This window comes from Arthrobacter dokdonellae, assembly GCF_003268655.1.
Taxonomy (GTDB): Bacteria; Actinomycetota; Actinomycetes; order Actinomycetales; family Micrococcaceae; genus Specibacter; species Specibacter dokdonellae.
In genome coordinates, this window is record NZ_CP029642.1 from 1,403,096 (window position 1) to 1,422,007 (window position 18,912).

The 18,912-nt window shown below is 65.4% G+C and carries 16 protein-coding genes; 9 read left to right on the forward strand and 7 right to left on the reverse strand.

Translation table 11 applies throughout. The features are described from left to right. Positions 1-31 precede the first annotated feature (31 nt). Entirely contained in the window at positions 32-1,696 is a 1,665-nt protein-coding gene (gene purH / locus DMB86_RS06255; RefSeq protein ID WP_113717025.1) for a bifunctional phosphoribosylaminoimidazolecarboxamide formyltransferase/IMP cyclohydrolase, read from the forward strand. A gap of 273 nt (positions 1,697-1,969) precedes the next feature. After that, a complete protein-coding gene (locus tag DMB86_RS20530) occupies positions 1,970-2,149 on the forward strand; it encodes a hypothetical protein (RefSeq protein WP_171814397.1) in 180 nt (59 codons plus the stop codon). A gap of 44 nt (positions 2,150-2,193) precedes the next feature. Here the strand turns inward: DMB86_RS20530 and DMB86_RS06265 are convergent, their stop codons facing one another. Beyond that, complete coding sequence (locus tag DMB86_RS06265; RefSeq protein WP_113717026.1) at positions 2,194-2,703, reverse strand: ferritin; 510 nt, start codon at positions 2,701-2,703, stop codon at positions 2,194-2,196. Positions 2,704-2,875: 172 nt separating this feature from the next. Between DMB86_RS06265 and DMB86_RS06270 the strand changes: the two genes are divergently transcribed. The 6 genes from DMB86_RS06270 to DMB86_RS06295 all read left to right on the forward strand — a co-directional run bounded on the left by DMB86_RS06270 (position 2,876) and on the right by DMB86_RS06295 (position 10,532). Beyond that, positions 2,876-5,095 carry an NADP-dependent isocitrate dehydrogenase gene (locus DMB86_RS06270; protein WP_113717027.1) on the forward strand — a complete coding sequence of 740 codons (2,220 nt, stop codon included), beginning with the start codon at positions 2,876-2,878 and terminating at the stop codon, positions 5,093-5,095. Between the two features lie 254 nt (positions 5,096-5,349). Beyond that, positions 5,350-6,582, forward strand: coding sequence for a branched-chain amino acid ABC transporter substrate-binding protein (locus tag DMB86_RS06275; protein ID WP_113717028.1), 1,233 nt, complete (start codon positions 5,350-5,352; stop codon positions 6,580-6,582). A 132-nt stretch (positions 6,583-6,714) separates the two neighbouring features. Continuing rightward, complete coding sequence (locus DMB86_RS06280) at positions 6,715-7,734, forward strand: branched-chain amino acid ABC transporter permease (RefSeq protein WP_113717029.1); 1,020 nt, start codon at positions 6,715-6,717, stop codon at positions 7,732-7,734. Next, complete coding sequence (locus DMB86_RS06285) at positions 7,731-8,948, forward strand: branched-chain amino acid ABC transporter permease (protein ID WP_113717030.1); 1,218 nt, start codon at positions 7,731-7,733, stop codon at positions 8,946-8,948. The genes DMB86_RS06280 and DMB86_RS06285 overlap by 4 nt, the downstream gene beginning before the upstream one ends. Further along, positions 8,945-9,832: an ABC transporter ATP-binding protein gene (locus tag DMB86_RS06290; RefSeq protein WP_113717031.1), complete on the forward strand. Its 888-nt coding sequence runs from the start codon at positions 8,945-8,947 to the stop codon at positions 9,830-9,832. The genes DMB86_RS06285 and DMB86_RS06290 overlap by 4 nt, the downstream gene beginning before the upstream one ends. Further along, positions 9,819-10,532 (forward strand): ABC transporter ATP-binding protein, encoded by a 714-nt coding sequence (locus DMB86_RS06295; protein ID WP_113717032.1) that lies wholly within the window; start codon positions 9,819-9,821, stop codon positions 10,530-10,532. Before DMB86_RS06290 ends, DMB86_RS06295 begins: the two co-directional genes overlap by 14 nt. 136 nt (positions 10,533-10,668) lie before the next feature. On the opposite strand, the gene DMB86_RS06300 is transcribed toward DMB86_RS06295, so the two are convergent. From DMB86_RS06300 to DMB86_RS06325, 6 genes are all read right to left on the reverse strand, one after another. Continuing rightward, complete coding sequence (locus tag DMB86_RS06300) at positions 10,669-11,766, reverse strand: Gfo/Idh/MocA family protein (RefSeq protein ID WP_113717033.1); 1,098 nt, start codon at positions 11,764-11,766, stop codon at positions 10,669-10,671. A 157-nt stretch (positions 11,767-11,923) separates the two neighbouring features. Next, on the reverse strand, positions 11,924-13,024 hold the full coding sequence (locus tag DMB86_RS06305; RefSeq protein ID WP_113717034.1) for a substrate-binding domain-containing protein: 1,101 nt from the start codon (positions 13,022-13,024) through the stop codon (positions 11,924-11,926). A gap of 50 nt (positions 13,025-13,074) precedes the next feature. Beyond that, positions 13,075-14,343: a multiple monosaccharide ABC transporter permease gene (gene mmsB, locus DMB86_RS06310; RefSeq protein ID WP_113717035.1), complete on the reverse strand. Its 1,269-nt coding sequence runs from the start codon at positions 14,341-14,343 to the stop codon at positions 13,075-13,077. A 28-nt stretch (positions 14,344-14,371) separates the two neighbouring features. Further along, the gene (gene mmsA / locus DMB86_RS06315) at positions 14,372-15,916 is read right to left on the reverse strand and encodes a multiple monosaccharide ABC transporter ATP-binding protein (RefSeq protein WP_113717036.1); all 1,545 of its coding nucleotides are present in this window, start codon (positions 15,914-15,916) and stop codon (positions 14,372-14,374) included. A gap of 155 nt (positions 15,917-16,071) precedes the next feature. Next, on the reverse strand, positions 16,072-17,277 hold the full coding sequence (locus DMB86_RS06320; RefSeq protein ID WP_113717037.1) for an ROK family transcriptional regulator: 1,206 nt from the start codon (positions 17,275-17,277) through the stop codon (positions 16,072-16,074). A 96-nt stretch (positions 17,278-17,373) separates the two neighbouring features. Then, positions 17,374-17,892 (reverse strand): gamma carbonic anhydrase family protein, encoded by a 519-nt coding sequence (locus tag DMB86_RS06325; protein ID WP_113717038.1) that lies wholly within the window; start codon positions 17,890-17,892, stop codon positions 17,374-17,376. Positions 17,893-18,070: 178 nt separating this feature from the next. Between DMB86_RS06325 and DMB86_RS06330 the strand changes: the two genes are divergently transcribed. Next, positions 18,071-18,868: a nitrilase-related carbon-nitrogen hydrolase gene (locus DMB86_RS06330; RefSeq protein ID WP_113717039.1), complete on the forward strand. Its 798-nt coding sequence runs from the start codon at positions 18,071-18,073 to the stop codon at positions 18,866-18,868. Positions 18,869-18,912 lie beyond the last annotated feature (44 nt).

The window sequence follows — 18,912 nt, forward strand, 5'->3', positions numbered from 1 at the left end:
GCCCCATCGACCAACCCTACGGAGAAAATCTGTGACCAGCGTTCTTAACCGTGTTCCAATCCGCCGGGCCCTGATCTCGGTCTACGACAAAACCGGTTTGGAGGAGCTGGCCACCGGACTGCACGCCGCCGGCGTCTCCATTGTGTCCACCGGCTCCACGGCCGCGAGGATTTCCGCCGCCGGCATCCCCGTCACCGAGGTTTCAGAGCTGACCGGCTTCCCCGAATGCCTGGACGGCCGCGTCAAGACCCTGCACCCCATGGTCCATGCCGGGATCCTGGCCGACCGCCGCCTGCCGGACCACGTCCGCCAGCTGGAGGAACTGCACGTTGAACCCTTCGACCTGGTGGTGGTGAACCTCTACCCCTTCGTGGACACCGTGAAGTCGGGCGCGGAACAGGACGCCGTGGTGGAGCAGATCGATATTGGCGGCCCGTCCATGGTCCGCGCCGCCGCCAAGAACCACCCGTCCGTGGCCGTCGTCGTGGACCCGGCCAAATACGCCGACGTGGTGCTCGCCGCGGCCGAAGGCGGCTTCACCCTGGCCGCCCGCCAGCGGCTTGCGGCGGCGGCCTTCGCCCACACCGCCGCCTACGACAACGCAGTGGCGTCCTGGACGGCCTCCCAGTTCCTGGACGAGGACGGCGACGGCGCCATCGACTGGCCCGCCTACGCCGGCTACTCGCTGGAACGCTCCGAGGTGCTGCGCTACGGCGAAAACCCGCACCAGCAGGCCGCGCTCTACGTGGACCGGGCCGCCCCGGCCGGCATCGCGCAGGCGGACCAGCTGCACGGCAAGGCCATGAGCTACAACAACTTTGTGGACGCCGACGCCGCCCTCCGTGCGGCGTTCGACTTTGACGGCCCGGCCGTGGCCGTGGTCAAGCACGCCAACCCCTGCGGCGTGGCTGTGGCCACCGACGGCGCCGAGGACCCCATCGCCGACGCCCACCGCAAGGCCCACGCCTGCGACCCCGTCTCCGCCTACGGCGGCGTCATCGCCGCCAACCGCACCGTCACCGCCGGCATGGCCCGGACCGTGAAGGACATCTTCACCGAGGTGGTGATCGCCCCGGACTTTGAGCCTGAAGCCGTGGAAATCCTCGCCAAGAAGAAGAACATCCGCCTGCTCGCCCTGCCCGAGGGCTACGGCCGCTACCCGGCCGAGATCCGCCAGGTCTCCGGCGGCATGCTGGTGCAGATGGCTGACCGGATCGACGCCGACGGCGACAACCCCGCCAACTGGTCGCTCGCCGCCGGCCCCGCCGCCGACGACGCCACGCTGGCCGATCTCGCCTTCGCCTGGACGGCCGTGCGCGCCGCGAAGTCCAACGCGATCCTGCTCGCCAAGGACGGCGCCACGGTCGGCATCGGCATGGGGCAGGTCAACCGGGTGGACTCCTGCCGGCTGGCCGTGGAACGCGCCAACACGCTCGGCATCCAGGTCGAATCCACGGTGGACGCCGCCGGCGGCGCCGCGGGCACCGAGGGTGATTCCGAACAGCGCTCGCTCGGCTCCGTTGCCGCCTCCGACGCGTTCTTCCCCTTCGCCGACGGCCTGCAAATCCTGCTCGACGCCGGCGTCCGCGCCGTGGTCCAGCCCGGCGGCTCCATCCGCGACGAGGACGTCGTCGCGGCCGCCAACGCCGCCGGAATCACCATGTACTTCACCGGGGCCCGGCACTTCTTCCACTGACACGTGGCTCCAACTGAGTAAGCGGGCTGCCGAGGGGCCCGGACCGAGCTTGCGAGGTCCGGGAGGCAGCGGGCGGGTCACCTTCCCTGTGGAAGGTGACCCGCCGTCGTCGTGCCTTCAGTCAATGGACGCTCCTTCGCATCCGGGGCAGGTATCGCGAACGCTCGCCCACCTGCGGCCTCGGCGCCGAGGATTCGGCAACCATGCCACGGGGGTGGCATGCTCGGGTGAACTGAACATCCGGACAGTAATAGTGCAGGGGGAGTGGTGGCCATGTCGGGTGCAACGTGGGTCGTGGTGGCGGTGGGCGTGTTTGCGCTCGTGATCGTGGCGTTGGTGGTGCTGCTGGTGGTGGAACGGCTGCGCGGGAACGCCCCGGATGCTGACGCGGCGCCGCCGGCATTCATCCCGCACCCGCGCGGGGAGGCCATCCCGCCCACCGGTTCGCGGTAGGAGGCACCCGGGCGGACCGACTTTGTGCCTCGCCCGTTCCGGCCCTATTCGTCGCCTGGTTCGGGCTTGCGGCTGCCGAGCTCGGCGTCGAGGCGCAGGAGGCCGTCGCCGTCGTCGCCGATCAAATTGATGCGGCCAATGATCTCGCTGACCGTGGATTCCTCCTCGAGCTGTTCGTTGATGAACCAGTTCAGCAGCGGAATCGAATCAATGTCGCCCACTTCCTGGGACAGCCGGTACAGGTCACGAATGGATTCGGACACCTGCTGCTCGTTGTCCAGGGCCGCCTTGAAGGCGTCGAGCGGTGAATCGATGGTCAGATTGGGGGCCTCGATGGTTTCAATCTTCGGGCAGGCCTCGCGGTCCGTCATGTGGTCCGTGAACCTCTGCGCATGCCCCAACTCTTCCCCGGACTGGATCAGGAACCAGCTGGCCATGCCCGGCAGGTCCTTGTAGTCCATTTCGATGGACAGCTGGCGGTAAACCATGGCGGCCTTGAGCTCCATGGTGACCTGGTCGTTGACGGCGTCTGCGAATTTCCCTTTGAGTTCCATGTGCTCCACGCTACTAACCGCGGGCGTTCTTGTCAGGTGCCCGTGTCACACCAGGGGCTGCCGCCCCCGCCGATACTCGGCAAAGCCGCCCTGTCGGGTAAGTTGGAGGGGAACGAAATCGAAAGCAGTTTCGCAGATATCCGTTGAATTTTTCGTAGGAGACGCCTGATCCATGGCCAAAATTATCTACACCCACACTGATGAAGCCCCCATGCTGGCGACGTATTCGCTCCTGCCGATCGTCCAGGCCTTCGCCTCCACTGCGGGCGTCGACATCGAAACGCGCGACATCTCCCTGTCCGGGCGCATCATTGCCGTCTTTGGCGACTACCTTGCCGAGGACCAGCGGATCGAGGACGCCCTGGCCGAGCTGGGCGCCCTGGCCAAGGACCCCGACGCCAACATCATCAAGCTGCCGAACATCAGCGCGTCCATCCCGCAGCTAAAGGCCGCCATCGCAGAACTCCAGGGCCAGGGCTACGCCCTCCCGGACTACCCGGACGATCCCTCCACCGACGAGGAAAAGGACATCCGCGCCCGGTACGACAAAATCAAGGGCAGCGCCGTCAACCCAGTGCTGCGCGAAGGCAACTCGGACCGCCGCGCGCCCCAGTCGGTGAAGAACTACGCCAAGGCCAACCCGCACAGCATGGGCGCCTGGTCCGCCGATTCCAAGACCAACGTGGCCACCATGTCCACGGGCGACTTCCGCCACAACGAGAAGTCCGTGGTCATCGACGCCGATGACAAGGTCAAGATCCAGTTCGTCGCCGCGGACGGCACCGTCACCGTGCTCAAGGACGCCTTCCCGGTCCTGGCCGGTGAAATTGTCGACGGCACGGTCATGAACGCCGCGGCCCTGGACACCTTCCTAGCCGCCCAGGTGGCCCGCGCCAAGGACGAAGGCATCCTGCTCTCCGCTCACCTGAAGGCCACCATGATGAAGGTGTCCGACCCCGTCATCTTCGGCCACGTCGTCAAGGCGTATTTCCCGGACCTGTTCGCCAACTACGGCGACGCCCTGGCCAAGGCCGGCCTCAGCCCCGCCAACGGCCTGGCCTCCATCCTCAACGGCCTGGACGCCCTGCCCGCCGATGTCCGTGAGGGCGTTGAGGCCGCCATCCAGAAGGGGTACGACGACGGACCCTCCTTGGCCATGGTCGATTCCGACAAGGGAATCACCAACCTGCACGTTCCCTCCGACGTGATTGTGGACGCCTCCATGCCGGCCATGATCCGCACCTCGGGCCACATGTGGGGTGCCGACGGCCAGGAACACGACACGCTCGCCGTCCTGCCGGACAGCAGCTACGCCGGTGTCTACCAGGTGACCATCGACGACTGCCGGACCAACGGCGCCTTCGACCCGACCACCATGGGCACCGTCCCGAACGTGGGTCTCATGGCGCAGGCCGCCGAGGAATACGGCAGCCACGACAAGACGTTCGTCCTCGATGAGGCAGGGACAGTCCAGGTCACCAACACCGCCGGCGACGTCCTCCTTTCGCACGACGTTGCGCCGGGGGACATCTGGCGCGCCTGCCAGGTCAAGGACATCCCGGTCCGCGACTGGGTCAAGCTGGCCGTCACCCGCGCCCGCGCCTCGGCCACGCCCGCCGTGTTCTGGCTCGACGAGACCCGCGCCCACGACGCCAACCTCATCAAGAGGGTCACTGAGTACCTCAAGGACCACGACACGCACGGCCTGGACATCCGCATCCTGTCCCCGGAGAAGGCCACGGCGTTCACCCTGGAGCGCATCCGCCGGGGCGAGGACACCATCTCCGTCACCGGCAACGTGCTCCGCGACTACCTGACCGACCTGTTCCCGATCCTGGAGCTGGGCACCAGCGCCAAGATGCTCTCCATCGTGCCGCTGATCGCCGGCGGCGGGCTCTTTGAAACCGGCGCCGGAGGCTCCGCACCGAAGCACGTTGCGCAGCTCATCAAGGAAAACCACCTCCGCTGGGACAGCCTGGGCGAATTCCTGGCCCTGGCTGTCAGCTTTGAGCACCTGGCCGTCTCCAAAGGCAACGCCCGGGCACAGATCCTGGCCAACACCCTGGACCGCGCCACCGGCACCTTCCTGCTCCAGAACAAGTCCCCGAAGCGCAAGGTCGGGGAAATCGACAACCGCGGCAGCCACTTCCACCTGGCCAAGTTCTGGGCCCAGGAACTGGCCGCCCAGACGTCCGACGCGGAACTGGCGGCGGACTTTGCCGCCGTCGCCGCCGAGCTGACGGACAACGAGGAGACCATCATCTCCGAGCTGCTCGCCGTGCAAGGCTCCCCGGTGGACCTGGGCGGCTACTACCGCACCGATGCGGCCAAGGTCGCCGCCATCATGCGCCCGTCCGCCACGCTCAACAAGGCCATCGGCAAGCTCGGCTGACCTACGTTCGAACCACACGCCAGCGCGCGGACAACAATAAAGCCCGCCTCCCACAGGAGACGGGCTTTATTGTTGTCCCCGGGCGCCGCCGTCGTACCGTTTAGCGCAAAAATCCCTATCCGTTATCAGATCTTTACGCTAAACGTGTCCGGCACCACATTTGTGCGGGTAATGTCAGATCTCGTGAAGAGCAGGGAAACCCGGGGACGACGACGTTCTCCGGGACTTTGCGACATAGTCCGGAAGGCGACCCTATGTACCGTAAGAAAGTGATGACCACGCTGGCTGCTGCCGCCACCCTTGGCATGCTGATGGCCGGTTGTGCGAACCAGGCTGCACCAGAAAGCAGCGGCAGTGCCGGTGGAGGCTCCACCACCGTCAACATTCCCGCATTGACCTCAATCGAAACGCCCAAGGATGCGGTGCTCCCCGCAGGCGACGGCAAGGCGACCTGCCCGGCGACCACCACGCTGGCCTACATCGGCGCGGAGACGGGCGCCAACGCCCAGCTCGGCATCAACATCTTCAACGGCATCCAGCTGGCCATCAACCAGCACAACAAGTCCAACGCCAATTGCCAGGTCCAGTTCAAGAAGTTTGACACGGAAGGCGACCCGAACAAGGCCACCGGCCCCGTCACCCAGGCCACCAAGGAGCCGAACATCATCGGCGTCGTCGGCCTGCCGTTTTCCGGCGAGTCCAAGGCCACGGGCAACATCTTCGAACAGCAGAAGCTGGTCCACATCACCCCGGCCGCCACGAATCCCGGATTGACCACCAACGGCTGGACCACGTTCTTCCGCGGCCTGGGCAACGACGCCGTCCAGGGCCCGGCAGCCGCCAAGTTCATCACCGGCAAGCTCGGCGCCAAGAAGGTCTACCTCGTTCAGGATGATTCCGATTACGGCATCGGCCTGGGCAAGACCACCTCCGACGGACTGGGGTCGGCGTTGATCGGCACCGACAAGGTGACCACCGGCCAGAAGGACTTCTCGGCCACGATCTCCAAGATCATGAACGCCAAGGCCGACGCGGTGTTCTACTCGGGCTACTACGCCGAGGGAGCCCCGTTCGACCAGCAGCTGGTCAGCAAGGGCTACACCGGCACGTTCATCGGCCCGGACGGACTGAAGGATGACCAGTTCATCAAGCAGGCCGGCGACGCCTCAGCCAACGCATTCTTCACCTGCCCCTGCATCCCGGGCGAGCTGATCCCGACATTTGAGTCGGCCTACAAGTCCCTGAACAACGCGGAACCCGGCACGTACTCCATCGAGGGTTACGACGCCGCCACCGTGCTGCTCGCGGGCATTGACGCCGGCAACCAGGACCGGGCCAAGCTCCTCACCTGGGTCAAGGGCTACGACAAGGACGGGCTGAGCAAGCACTACAAGTGGAACGACAAGGGCGAGCTCCAGGCCCCGACCGTCTACGGCTACAAGGTTGAGAACGGCAAGATCGTTCCGATCGGCGCCATCGGCGAGTAATCCAAGCGCACAAGGCTGTGGGACGGGGGACCTCCGGCCCACAGCCTTTGCGTGCCGCCTTATCCCGTTCGCTCTACCGGCAATGCCCGGCCCAACCGAAGCCATGGGCGCTGCCAAGATCAGGATGTCCGCATGATTCCCACCCTACTAACCCTCCTGCCCGCAGCCTCGGCAGACGACAGCTCCTGGATCACCTTCGACATCCCGTCGCTGATGCAGAACTTTTGGAGCGCCACCTTTGACGGACTGACCTTCGGCTCCATCTACGCCCTGGTGGCCCTTGGCTACACCCTGGTCTACGGAGTGCTGAACCTCATCAACTTCGCCCACTCCGAAGTGTTCATCATGGGCTGCTACGGCGTGTTCTTCACGCTCAGCTTTCTGGGCTTCGGCCCGTCCGCACCGAATCTGTCCGTCGGCTCTATCATCGTCAACCTGCTGCTGGCGCTCGTCGTGGCCATTTGTGCCTCCGCGCTCACGGCATTCCTGCTCGAGCGGCTGGCCTATAAACCGCTGCGCAAACGCAACGCGCCCCGTCTGGTCTTTCTGATCACCGCCATCGGCGCGTCCTTCACCATCCAGTACACGATCTTCCTGGTCCGCGGACCCAACCCGGAGCCGGCCCTGACCATGTTCAGGTCGCGGCCCATCTTCGAGGTCTTCGGCACCTTCATCTACGACCAGCAGCTGATCATCGTCATCGCGGCCGTCATCATGATGGTCATCACCGAACGGTTCATCAGCAAGTCCCGCACCGGGCGCGGCATCCGCGCCGTGGCCCAGGACCCGGACACCGCCACGTTGATGGGCGTCAACAAGGAAAGAATCATCATCACCACGTTCGTGATCGGCGGCATCCTGGCCGGCGCGGCCGCCTTGTTTTACGTCATGAAGATCCCCTCCGGCGTCCAGTACAACGGCGGATTCATCCTGGGGATCAAGGCATTCGCCGCCGCCGTGCTTGGCGGCATCGGCAACGTCCGCGGGGCCCTGCTCGGCGGCCTGCTGCTCGGGCTCATCGGCAACTACGGCCAAATCCTGCTGGGCAACTCCCAGTGGACCGATGTCGTCGCGTTCGTGGTCCTGGTGCTCGTGCTGCTGCTGCGGCCCGAAGGCATTTTGGGTACCTCGCTGGGAAGGAGCAAGGCATGAGCATGGTAGACGGGCCCACACCCCTTCACACGGCCAAGGGAGACCAGGCCGCAGAAAACCGCGAGGCGGTGGGCACCCCGCCCGGCTCCAGCGCGGCCGCGCGACGCCGGGGCTGGTTTAGCGGATTGGGTGAAAAGTGGCAGGCACTGCCCCGCCAGAAGCAATGGGCATTCCTGATCATTGTGGTGATTCTGGCCTACCTGCTGCCGGTGATCAACCCGCCGCTGATCTCAACCGAGCCCGGCAACGACTTTGCCCTGGCCTGCCAGACCATGGCCATCTGGGCCCTCGTGGCGGTCGGGCTCAACATCGTGATCGGGTACGCCGGCCTGCTGGACCTGGGATACATCGCCTTCTTCGCGGTCGGTTCCTACGTGACCGCGATGTTGACCAGTACCGACTCCACGTTCCTGAAGATCCCCTATTTGTGGACCATCCCAGTGGCCATGGCGGTGACCATGTTCTTCGGCGTACTGCTCGGCGTGCCAACGCTGCGCCTGCGCGGCGACTACCTGGCCATCGTCACGCTGGGCTTTGGTGAAATTGTCCGCATTCTCGCCACCATCATCCCGGCCATGAAGGGCCAGGTCGGTTTCCAGAACGTCGGCCACCCGCCGGGAACGGATGCCAGCGGGGTCCCCATCTTCGCCAACTCCAACGGAACACCCTGGTACTGGCTCACGTTGACCATCTTGATCATCGTGCTGCTGCTCGCCGGAAACCTCGAACGCAGCCGGGTGGGCCGGAACTGGATTGCCATCCGCGAGGACGAGGACGCCGCCGAGACCATGGGGGTGCCCACCTTCAAGTACAAGGTGTGGGCGTTTGCCATCGGCGCCGGTGTCGGCGGGCTCTCCGGGGCCCTGATGTCCGGTCAGGTCGGCTTCGTGAACAACCAGAAGTTCGACGTCGTCACCTCCGTGCTGTTCGTGGCCGCCGTCGTGCTGGGCGGGGCGGGCAACAAGGTCGGCGCCATCCTGGGCGGTGCCCTCGTCGCCTACATTCCGTTGAGGTTCACGGCGATCGCCGACTACAAATACCTGATCTTTGGCCTGGCGCTGGTGCTGATCATGATCTACCGCGCCCACGGACTGCTGGCCGCGCGGCAACAGCTGCTGGCCTACGGCAGGAATGCGTACGCCGCAGTGAGGGCCAGCGCCGATGCCAGGGCCGCCAAGGCCAAGGCCGTGCCCGGGAAGGAGGTCTCCTCATGAGCGAGTCAACGGAAGCGACCGGCAGGCATGCCGACACTCATGTGGCCGCCGTCGAGACCGAGGTGGCCGAGGCTGCGGCCCCGGAACGCGACATCGCCGTCAAGATCGGTGACGACCTGGTTGAAGTGAAGAACCTGACCATGAAGTTTGGCGGCCTGCTGGCGCTGGACAACATCAGCTTCACCATCAAGCGCGGGGAGATCCTTGGACTGATTGGGCCCAATGGTGCCGGCAAGACCACGTGCTTCAATGCGATGACCGGGGTTTACAAGCCCACGAGTGGCCAGGTGTTGCTCGAAGGCCGGGTGCTTAACGGCGTCAAGCAGCACAAGATCACCCGCGCCGGCTTGGCCCGCACCTTCCAGAACATCCGCCTCTTTGGCGAGATGACGGCGCTGGAAAACGTGGTGGTGGGCCTGGACGCACGGCACAAGACGTCCGTGATCGGGGCACTGCTGCGCCTGCCCCGGCACATCAGGGAGGAAAAGTCAGCCATTGAGCGCGGCATGGCCCTCCTGGAGTTTGTGGGCATCGCCGACCAAGCCGCCACGTTGTCCCGGCACCTGCCGTACGGCAGCCAGCGACGCCTGGAAATTGCGCGCGCCCTGGCCACGGACCCGAAGGTCCTGTGTCTGGACGAGCCCGCGGCCGGCTTCAACCCGGCGGAAAAGGAAGAGCTCATGCAGCTCATCCGCACCATCCGCGACGACGGCTACACCGTGCTGCTGATTGAGCACGACATGAAGCTGGTCATGGGGGTGACCGACAGGATAGTGGTGCTTGAGTTCGGGAAGAAGATTGCCGACGACGTGCCATCCGTGATCAGGGAAGACCCGAAGGTCGTTTCCGCTTATCTGGGGGAGCCCGAAGATGACTTTGCTTGAGCTGAAAAACATCTCCGTCCACTACGGCCGGATCCAGGCCATCAGGGAGATGTCCTTCACGGTGGAGGAAGGGGAGATCGTCTCCCTGATCGGGGCCAACGGCGCCGGCAAGACCACCACCATGAAGACCATCTCCGGCCTGCTCAACCCCTCGGGCGGCACCATTTCCTTCATGGGCGAGGACATCACGAAGATGAAGGCCCACATCCGGGTAGTGCACGGGATCTCCCAGGCGCCCGAGGGACGCGGGATCTTCCCGGCCATGACGGTCCTGGAAAACCTGGACATGGGCACCTTCGGCCGCAAGGACCGCACGGGCGTCAAGGACGATCTGGAACGCGTGTTCACGCTGTTTCCGCGATTGAAGGAACGGGAGAAGCAGTTCGGGGGAACCATGAGCGGCGGCGAGCAGCAGATGTTGTCAATTGGCCGGGCACTGATGTCCCGGCCGAAGCTGCTGCTGCTGGACGAACCCTCCATGGGGCTGGCCCCGCAGTTCATCCGGCAGATCTTCAAAATCGTCACCGAAATCAACACGCAGGGCACCACGGTGCTGCTCGTGGAGCAGAACGCCAACCAGGCCCTGGCTCGTGCACACCGCGCCTTTGTGCTGGAGACCGGGGAGATCACGCACAGCGGCACCGGCAAGGAACTGCTGGCCAACCCGGCCATCAAGGAAGCCTACCTGGGCGTCGGCTAGCCCTTTCCAGACGCTCCTGCACATCCGGGGCTTAAATAAGGAACGCTCCGTCAGTTGTGGGGCTTAAATGGGGAACGCTCCCGCACATGGTGCGGGAGCGTTCCTGCTTCATGACCCGGATCTGCAGGAGCGTCGGTTAGAGGTCCGTGCGGGAGTCGTTGGGGTAGGTGACGCCGAGCTGGCGGCGGGCGTCGTCGAACAGTTCCATGATGGCCAGGCTGTCATCCAGCGGCATCGTGGTACTTTCGGTCAGGCCGGCCTGGATGCAGCGGGTCACCTCGCGCAGCTGGTACGTGTAGCCGCGGCCGGGGTGCTCGAACGACTCGGTGCGTTCGCTGTCCCAGCCCACGCAGATGCGCAGGGCCTTGGGGTTGTTGACTGATCCCACCGTGTCGATGAAGCCCTTGGTCCCGGCCACGGAGGCCACCCGTGGACCCTGGGACCCGAGGTAGCTCATCAGCTGCGCCTGCGCCCCGTTGCCGTAACTCAGGGACAGTGAATTCTGCGCGTCCACGCCCAGCGCCGTGAGCTCGCCCGTGGCGGTCACGGAGGAGGGCTTTCCCAGGGTTGCCCACGCCCACAGCAGCGGGTAGACGGAGATGTCCAGCAGGGCTCCGCCGCCGTCGGCAGGGGCCCAGATGCGGGCGGTGTCATCGAGCGGCGCCGGGAAGCCGAGGTCCGCGCGGACCCACTTGACCTCGCCGATTTCGCCGGAGGCAACGATTTCCAGGGCCCGCTGGAAGCCCGGCACAAACCGCGCCCAGACGGCCTCCATGAGGAACAAGTTCCGCGCCCGGGCCAGCCCGATCAGTGAGCGGGCCTCGGCCGCCGTAATGGTCAGGGCCTTCTCGCACAGCACGTGCTTGCCGTTTTCCAGGGCGGCCTTGGCGATGTCGTAGTGCTGGGCGTGCGGCGTGGCGATGTACACTACGTCCACGTCGGGGTCCTCCACCAGCTGGAGGTGGCCGGGGGCACCCAGGCCGTCGCGTCCGCCGTCGTAATAGTGGGTGGCGAAGCCGAACTTCCCGGCAAAGGCCGCGGCGCTGGCCTCGCTGCGCGAGCTGACCGCCTGCAGCACGGCGTCCTCGAGGAGGGCGAGGTCTCCGGTGACCGTGGTCGCGATGCCGCCGGTGGCGACCACGCCCCAGCGAATGGGTGCGCCCGTGGCGGCAAGGGTCTCGGGGTTGAACGTGGTGTACCAGTCGGGGCGGCCGACAAAACGCGGAATGGTCATGGCGTCATTCTGTCAGCAACCGCGCGGCGGCATGGGGAAATGACGAAGTGGGACATGACGAAGGCCCCGTCCCGCGTCGTGTTGTTCGACGCCGGACGGGGCCTTCGGCAGTGATGGTGCCAAGTGATGTTGCCAGGGTTCCCTGACTACTTCCTGACTACTTGGTCAGTGGACCGAGCACCTTGTCGTTCGCGTACTGCTCGGCGGCGTTGGCCTTGGTCACGATCTTGGGAACCAGCAGGAAGGCCGGAACAACCTTGGTGCCGTTGTTGTAGGAGGACGGGTCGTTGATCTCCGGCTTGGTGCCCTTCTGCAGGTCCTTGACCATCTCGATGGCGTGGTTGACCAGCGCAGTGGTGTCCTTGTTGATCGTGGAGTACTGCTCCCCGGCCATGATGGACTTGACGGACTCAACTTCCGAGTCCTGGCCGGTCACGGTCGGAACGGGCTTGCCGGCCGCCTTCACCGAGGTGATGATGGCCCGAGCCAGGGTGTCGTTCGGGGACAGCACGCCGTCCAGGGCGGCGGAGCCGTAGCTGCCGACCAGAAGGGAGTCCATGCGCTTCTGCGCGTTCTCCGCCTTCCAGCCCTGGGTCACGGCCTGCTCGAACGACTTCTGGCCGGAGACGACCTTCAGCGTGCCGTCGTCGATCTTGGGCTGGAGGACCTTCATGGCGCCGTCAAAGAAGACCTTGGCGTTGGCGTCGTCGGGCGAGCCGGCAAAGAGCTCGATGTTGTACGGGCCGGTCGGCTTTTTCGCCTTCATGCCGTCCAGCAGGGCCTGGCCCTGCAGCTCGCCGACCTTGAAGTTGTCGTACGCCACGTAGTAGTCGACGTTGGGGGTGTTCAGCAGCAGGCGGTCGTAGGCGATGACCGTTGCGCCGGCGTCCTTGGCCTGCTTGAGCTGCGTGCCGAGCTGGCCGCCGTCGATGGCGCCGACAATGATGACCTTGGCGCCCTTGGCCACCATGGCGCTGATCTGGTTCTGCTGCTCCGAGACGCCGCCGTTGGCAAACTGGACGTCGCCCTTGAAGCCGGCCTGGGTGAGGCCGTCATTGAACAGCTTTTCGGCCAGCACCCAGTTTTCACTGGTTTTTTGGGGGAGGGCGACGCCGATCAGGGAGTTTGCCGCGAAGCCGCCGGCGCCGGCGCCGGACGAGGCCGCGGGCGTGGCCGCGCGGCCGCAGCCCGTGAGCGCGAGGGCGGACGCCGCCAGGACAACCGCCACCGTTTTGGCGGCCGTGTTGAGCTTGAACATGGTTGTTCGCTTTCTGTTGGGTTTCGTGAAGCAGTGTTCGGGGGGAGGGTTCAGGATTCGAGCTTGACGGTGTCCTTGAGCGGTTCCGCGACCGCCAGGTCCGGGTTGTCCCGGCCGCCGAGGCGCTTCATCATCAGGCCGATGAAGGATGCCCTGCCCTGGGACTTGTTGTAGACGTCAAAGACGACGGCGGCGAGCAGGACCAGGCCCTTGATGATCTGGGTCATGTCGGAGCCGACGCCCATGAGCTGCAGCCCGTTGTTCAGCACGGCCATGACCAGGCCGCCGATCATCGAGCCGACCACGGTTCCGACGCCGCCGGTGACCGCGGCCCCGCCGATGAAGACGGCGGCGATGGCATCCAGTTCCCAGCCGACGCCGTCGGACGGTCCGGAGGCGTTGGAGCGGGCCACGAAGATCATGCCGGCCAGGCCCGCCAGCACGGCCATGTTCAGGATCACCAGGAAGTCGGTGCGCTTGCTCTTGACGCCGGAGAGGGCCGCCGCATGGCGGTTGCCGCCGACGGCGTAGATGTGCCGGCCGATGGTGGTGCGGGCGGAGATGAAGCCGTAGGCCAGGACCAGGACGCCGAGAATGATGCCGGGGATGGGGAACGACGTGCCGGGCCGGCCGGTGGCGAAGAGGTACGTGGCGTAGAGGACCACGCCGGAAAGGACCACGAGCTTGACGACGGTCACCCAGAGGGGCTTGACGTCGGCGCCGAGGGCCACGGCCTTGCGGTATCCGCGCAGCTCGCCCCAGATGAGGGCGGCCACGACGATGAAGCCGACCAGGAGGGTGAGGTTGTTGTAGCCGGTGTCCGGGCCGATCTCGGGCAGGTAGCCCGCGCCGATGTACTGGAAGTCGGTGGAGACGGGGACGGTCAGGGACTTGCCGAAGTACTGGTTCGCGCCGCGGAACAGGAGCATGCCGGCCAGGGTCACAATGAAGGCCGGAATGCCGAGATAGGCGACGAAGAAGCCCTGCCAGGCGCCGATGACGGCTCCCAGGACAAGTCCGACGACGATGCCCATGTACCAGGGCAGGCCCCAGTCCCGCATGGTCAACGCCACGACGATGCCGACGAACGCGGCGACGGAGCCCACGGACAGGTCAATGTGGCCGGCGATGATGACCAGCACCATGCCGATGGCCAGGATGAGGATGTAGGAGTAGCCGTTGACCAGGTTGATGACGTTGTCCGGGGTGAGGATCACCCCGCCGGTCATGAACTGGAAGAAGACGACCAGGGCGACGAGCGCAAAGATCATCCCGAATTGGCGGGTGTTGCCGCCGAAGAGCTGTTTGATGGCGTTCATGGTGGGGGTCCCGTTTCTTCCCTTTGGTCTAGGCAGTTTTCTTGGCAGCGGTCATGCGTTTCATCAACGATTCCTGGCTGGCCTGGTTCTTGTTGAGGACGCCGGTGATGGCGCCCTCGAAAATGGTGTAGATCCGGTCGGAAATGCCCAGCAGCTCCGGCAGTTCCGAGGAGATGACGATGACTCCCTTGCCTTGGTTGGCGAGCGCCTGGATGATCCCGTAGATCTCGTACTTGGCCCCGACGTCGATCCCGCGTGTGGGTTCGTCGAGGATGAGCAGGTCCGGGTCCGTGAACATCCACTTGGCGAGGACCACTTTTTGTTGGTTTCCGCCGGAGAGCTTGGAGACACCTTCGTCCACGCTGGGTGTCTTGGTGCGCAGCTGCTTGCGGTATTGCTCTGCCACCGCGTATTCCTTGCCGAGGTCGACGACGGATCGCTTCGAGATGGCGCCCAGGTTGGCCGAGACGGTGGTGGTCTTGATGTCGTCGAGCAGGTTCAGGCCCAGGCTCTTGCGGTCTTCGGTGACGTAGCCGAGGCCGTGCCTGATGGCCTCGGGGACGTTGCGGAGGGTGATTTCCTTGCCGTCCTTGATGATCTGCCCGGACATGTAGTTGCCGTAGGAGCGGCCGAAGATGGACCGGGCCAGTTCGGTGCGGCCGGCGCCCATGAGGCCGGCGAAGCCGACGATCTCGCCGCGGCGGACATTGAAGCTGGAGTTCTTGCACACCAGGCGGTCCGCGATATGAGGGTGGCGCACGGTCCAGTTCTTGACCTCGAAAAAGACCTCGCCGATTTTTGGCGTGTGCTCCGGGAACCGGGATTCGAGGGTCCGGCCCACCATGCCCTTGATGATGCGGTCCTCATCGACGCCGTCGGCCTTGACGTCCAGGGTCTCGATCGACTTGCCGTCCCGGATGATGGTGATGGAGTCGGAGACCTGCTCGATCTCATTGAGCTTGTGGGAGATCATGATGCAGCTGATGCCCTTGCCCTTCAACCCCCGGATCAGGTCCAGGAGATGCTGCGAATCGGACTCGTTCAGGGCGGCGGTGGGCTCGTCGAGGATGAGCAGCTTGACCGACTTGTTCAGGGCCTTCGCGATTTCCACGAGCTGCTGCTTGCCGACGCCGATTTCCTTGATCGGGGTGTCGGGGTCCTCGTTCAGCCCGACGCGGGCCATCAGTTCCAGTGAGCGCATGCGGGCCTCGGCCCAGTTGATGACGCCGAACCTTGTGGGCTCGTTGCCCAAGAAGATGTTCTCCATGATGGACAGCTCTGGGATCAGGGCCAGTTCCTGATGGATGATGACGATCCCGGCGTTTTCGCTGGCTCGGATGTCCTTGAACTCGCAGGTCTCGCCTTGGAAAACGATGTCGCCCTCGTAGCTGCCGAACGGGTAGACGCCGGAGAGGACCTTCATGAGCGTGGACTTCCCGGCGCCGTTCTCGCCACAAATGGAGTGAATCTCGCTGGCGCGGACGGTGATGGAAACGTCGGAGAGTGCCTTGACGCCGGGGAATTCCTTGGTGATGGAGCGCATCTGGAGAATGATGGGGCTTGCGGGCGTCATGTGGGGGTCGCTTTCCAAGACGGACGTCTTTGTCATTGCGCCACACCCCGGCCGGCAGGATGTGATGCGGTACATCAAAAAAATTGGTACTTAGGAGATTCAACTCGGTCGACGTCTTGCCGTCAACCTTTTAACGCAACGGGATGGTAACGGTTTCAAATGTTTTGCTGTGATGGTTCGTGCTGGAAGACCAGCGACACAGCCCCCAGCGCTTCCGACCGGGACCCCAGGGCCGACGTGGCCAGCGTGGTGTTCTCCCCGACGATCGGAACAGCATGGCGCAGCAGGCCCCGCCGGATGGGCGAAAGCAACAGCTCGCCCAGCGTCGCCAGCGGGCCCCCGATGACGACGACGTCCGGGCTCATGAGGTTGGAGATGTTGGCCAGGGCCCGCCCCACGGCCGTTCCCGCGTCCTCGAGAACGCGCAGCGTGGTGGAGTCGCCCGACTTGGCATGCTGGACGATGTCATCGGCGTCGACCGGATGGGCCTTGTCACGGCTCAGAAGCTGGATCATGGTGGCCGTGGAGGCAATGGTCTCCAGGCATCCGCGGTTGCCGCAGCGGCAGATCAGCCCGGCTTCGTTGATGGTGAGGTGGCCGATTTCCCCGGTCACGCCGATGCTGCCCGAATAGAGCGCGCCGTTCACGATCAGGCCCGCGCCGATGCCCGTGCCGATCTTGACGAATACCAGGTTGGGCACGGCCGCGTACGCTCCCCAGGTAATCTGGGCCAGGGCCCCGAGGTTGGCGTCGTTCTCAATGAATACGGGCAGGTCCAGGGCGGACTTGAGCCGCTCGTGCAGGTTGATTCCCACCCACTCCGGCAGGATGGCGCCCTGGATGACCTTGCCCGTGCGCCGGTCGATGGGACCGGGGATTCCGGCGCCGGCACCGACCAGCGTGGACCGCGCAATGGCCTTTTCCGTGAGCAGCTCGTCCAGCAGCTTGGCGGCGGCGGCAATTCCCACGGTGGCGTCATGCCCCAGCGGCAGCGGGATCTGGCGTTCGGCCATCACCTGGTGTGACCTGTTGGCCAGGACCACGCGCACGTGGGTGCGTCCGAAGTCGATCCCGGCGGCAAGGGAGCTGTCGCCGATGTAACGCACCGAGTGGGCGCGCCGTCCAGAGCTGGTGGTGGCGGTCAGCGTGACCAGGCCCGCCTGGTGCATGCCCTTGACGATGTTCGACACCGTTGCGGTGGACAGGCCGGTCAGCCGGGACAGCTCGGCCTGCGTGGCTGGCCCCCCGCGAAGCAGCTGGTCGGTGAGCCGCAGCTGGTTTCGCATCCGCAGGGCCGATTGTGAACCTGGCTTCGCGGGGGCCCCCGAGGCGAGGCTGGTGCTGCTGTCGTCGTCGAACATAAGCACTAGCGTGCCCCATGTCACGCCTTGCCGTCAAGAACTTAACGCACGATTCGTTGTTTGCGTTAAGCGACTGCAGTCAAAATTGTCGTGCACTCAGCCATGGATTGCCTTGTGCTTGCGCGCGAGTTCCACGTAGTGCGAGGCATTCTGCTTCACGTGCTCAAGTTCCACCTCCGTCATTTCACGGCGGACCTTCGCCGGGACGCCGGCCACGAGGGAGCCGGGCGGAATGACCGCGCCTTCCAGGACCACCGCGCCGCCGGCCACCAGGGAGCCGGCCCCCACCACGGCCCCGTTCATGACTGTGGCGCTCATGCCGATCAGGCAGTTGTCCTCGATGGTGCAGCCGTGCACCACGGCACTGTGGCCCACACTGACGCCGTCGCCGATGGTGGTGGGGAAGCCAAAGTCGGCGTGGAGCACCACGTTGTCCTGCAGGTTGGAACCGTTGCCGACCGTAATGGTGGCGGTGTCGCCACGCACCACCACGCCGTAAAAGGCGCTGGAATCGGGGCCCAGCGAGGCGTCGCCAATGATCGTGGCGGAGGGCGCCACAAAGGCGGATTCGTGGACAGACGGCGTGTGCCCGTCGAAGGGGATCAGCTGGTTCATGGGGGCTCCAATTCTTTGCGGGGCGGTGAAAGTCACCTGCTGCCGATGCTAGCCAAGAGTAGGCCTGGGCAACGGATAAATCATCCCAAATTTCGCCGCATGTGGTGGTTTTGGCCCCGCTGCACCTCCCCGGGCGGCGCTACTGTGGAGGAAAGCCACGGACAAAGGAGCCGCAAGAATGCTGTTGGCACTGCTGCAGGCCAATGCCGCCCCGCTGGACGTTGCGGCCAACCTGGAGACCATCCGCCGGGCCGCCCGCGACGCCGCCGACGCGGGCGCTGACGTGCTGCTGACGCCGGAACTGTTCCCGCTCGGCTACGACCCCCTGCGCATCGGCGCCGAGTTTGACGCCGCGCTGCTGCCCGGCCTCCGGGCCGGGCTGGCGGACCTTGCCCGGAGCTGCGGGATCGGCCTGGTCTACAGCCTTCCCGTGCACGACGGCGGCACCGGGCTGAACATTTCAGCCACCCTTCTCGACGCGGAGGGCGCCGAGCTGCTCAGCTACGCCAAGGTGCACCTCTTTGGCCCCGACGAGCGCAAGGCCTTTACCGGTGCGACCCGGCCCCCCGGCGTCGTGCAGTTCAACGGGCTGGCCGTCTCGCTGGTGATTTGCTACGACGTTGAATTTCCGGAAACGGTGCGCGCCGCGGCCGTGCGCGGGGCCGAGGTGGTGCTGGTGCCCACCGCCCTGGCGCACGGCTTCGACGAGGTCCCGCAGGTGATCCTGCGTGCGCGGGCGCTGGAAAACCATGTGGCGATCGGCTACGCGAACCATTGCGGCACCGAGTCCGGCGTGGCCTTTGGCGGCGGCAGCGTCATCGCCGGGCCCGACGGCGCCCTGCTCGCCACGGCGGGCCCGGGACCGGAGCTGCTGTACGCCCGGCTGGACCCGGGGGCCATCCGGGCCAGCCGGGTCGAGGTCCCTTACCTGGCCGGGCGCCGCCCCGATCTGTACCGGGACTGGGACCGGGGTTAGACCGGGGTCTCGACGCGCTCGCGGGGCTCGTTGCTCGGCCACCG

Excerpts from the sequence above, each read along its gene's own strand:
- DMB86_RS20530 (WP_171814397.1), top strand. The coding sequence starts at position 1,970 with ATGTCGGGTGCAACGTGGGTCGTGGTGGCGGTGGGCGTGTTTGCGCTC.
- DMB86_RS06265 (WP_113717026.1), bottom strand. The coding sequence starts at position 2,703 with ATGGAACTCAAAGGGAAATTCGCAGACGCCGTCAACGACCAGGTCACC.
- DMB86_RS06270 (WP_113717027.1), top strand. The coding sequence starts at position 2,876 with ATGGCCAAAATTATCTACACCCACACTGATGAAGCCCCCATGCTGGCG.
- DMB86_RS06275 (WP_113717028.1), top strand. The coding sequence starts at position 5,350 with ATGTACCGTAAGAAAGTGATGACCACGCTGGCTGCTGCCGCCACCCTT.
- DMB86_RS06280 (WP_113717029.1), top strand. The coding sequence starts at position 6,715 with ATGATTCCCACCCTACTAACCCTCCTGCCCGCAGCCTCGGCAGACGAC.
- DMB86_RS06285 (WP_113717030.1), top strand. The coding sequence starts at position 7,731 with ATGAGCATGGTAGACGGGCCCACACCCCTTCACACGGCCAAGGGAGAC.
- DMB86_RS06290 (WP_113717031.1), top strand. The coding sequence starts at position 8,945 with ATGAGCGAGTCAACGGAAGCGACCGGCAGGCATGCCGACACTCATGTG.
- DMB86_RS06295 (WP_113717032.1), top strand. The coding sequence starts at position 9,819 with ATGACTTTGCTTGAGCTGAAAAACATCTCCGTCCACTACGGCCGGATC.
- DMB86_RS06300 (WP_113717033.1), bottom strand. The coding sequence starts at position 11,766 with ATGACCATTCCGCGTTTTGTCGGCCGCCCCGACTGGTACACCACGTTC.
- DMB86_RS06305 (WP_113717034.1), bottom strand. The coding sequence starts at position 13,024 with ATGTTCAAGCTCAACACGGCCGCCAAAACGGTGGCGGTTGTCCTGGCG.
- mmsB (WP_113717035.1), bottom strand. The coding sequence starts at position 14,343 with ATGAACGCCATCAAACAGCTCTTCGGCGGCAACACCCGCCAATTCGGG.
- mmsA (WP_113717036.1), bottom strand. The coding sequence starts at position 15,916 with ATGACGCCCGCAAGCCCCATCATTCTCCAGATGCGCTCCATCACCAAG.
- DMB86_RS06320 (WP_113717037.1), bottom strand. The coding sequence starts at position 17,277 with ATGTTCGACGACGACAGCAGCACCAGCCTCGCCTCGGGGGCCCCCGCG.
- DMB86_RS06325 (WP_113717038.1), bottom strand. The coding sequence starts at position 17,892 with ATGAACCAGCTGATCCCCTTCGACGGGCACACGCCGTCTGTCCACGAA.
- DMB86_RS06330 (WP_113717039.1), top strand. The coding sequence starts at position 18,071 with ATGCTGTTGGCACTGCTGCAGGCCAATGCCGCCCCGCTGGACGTTGCG.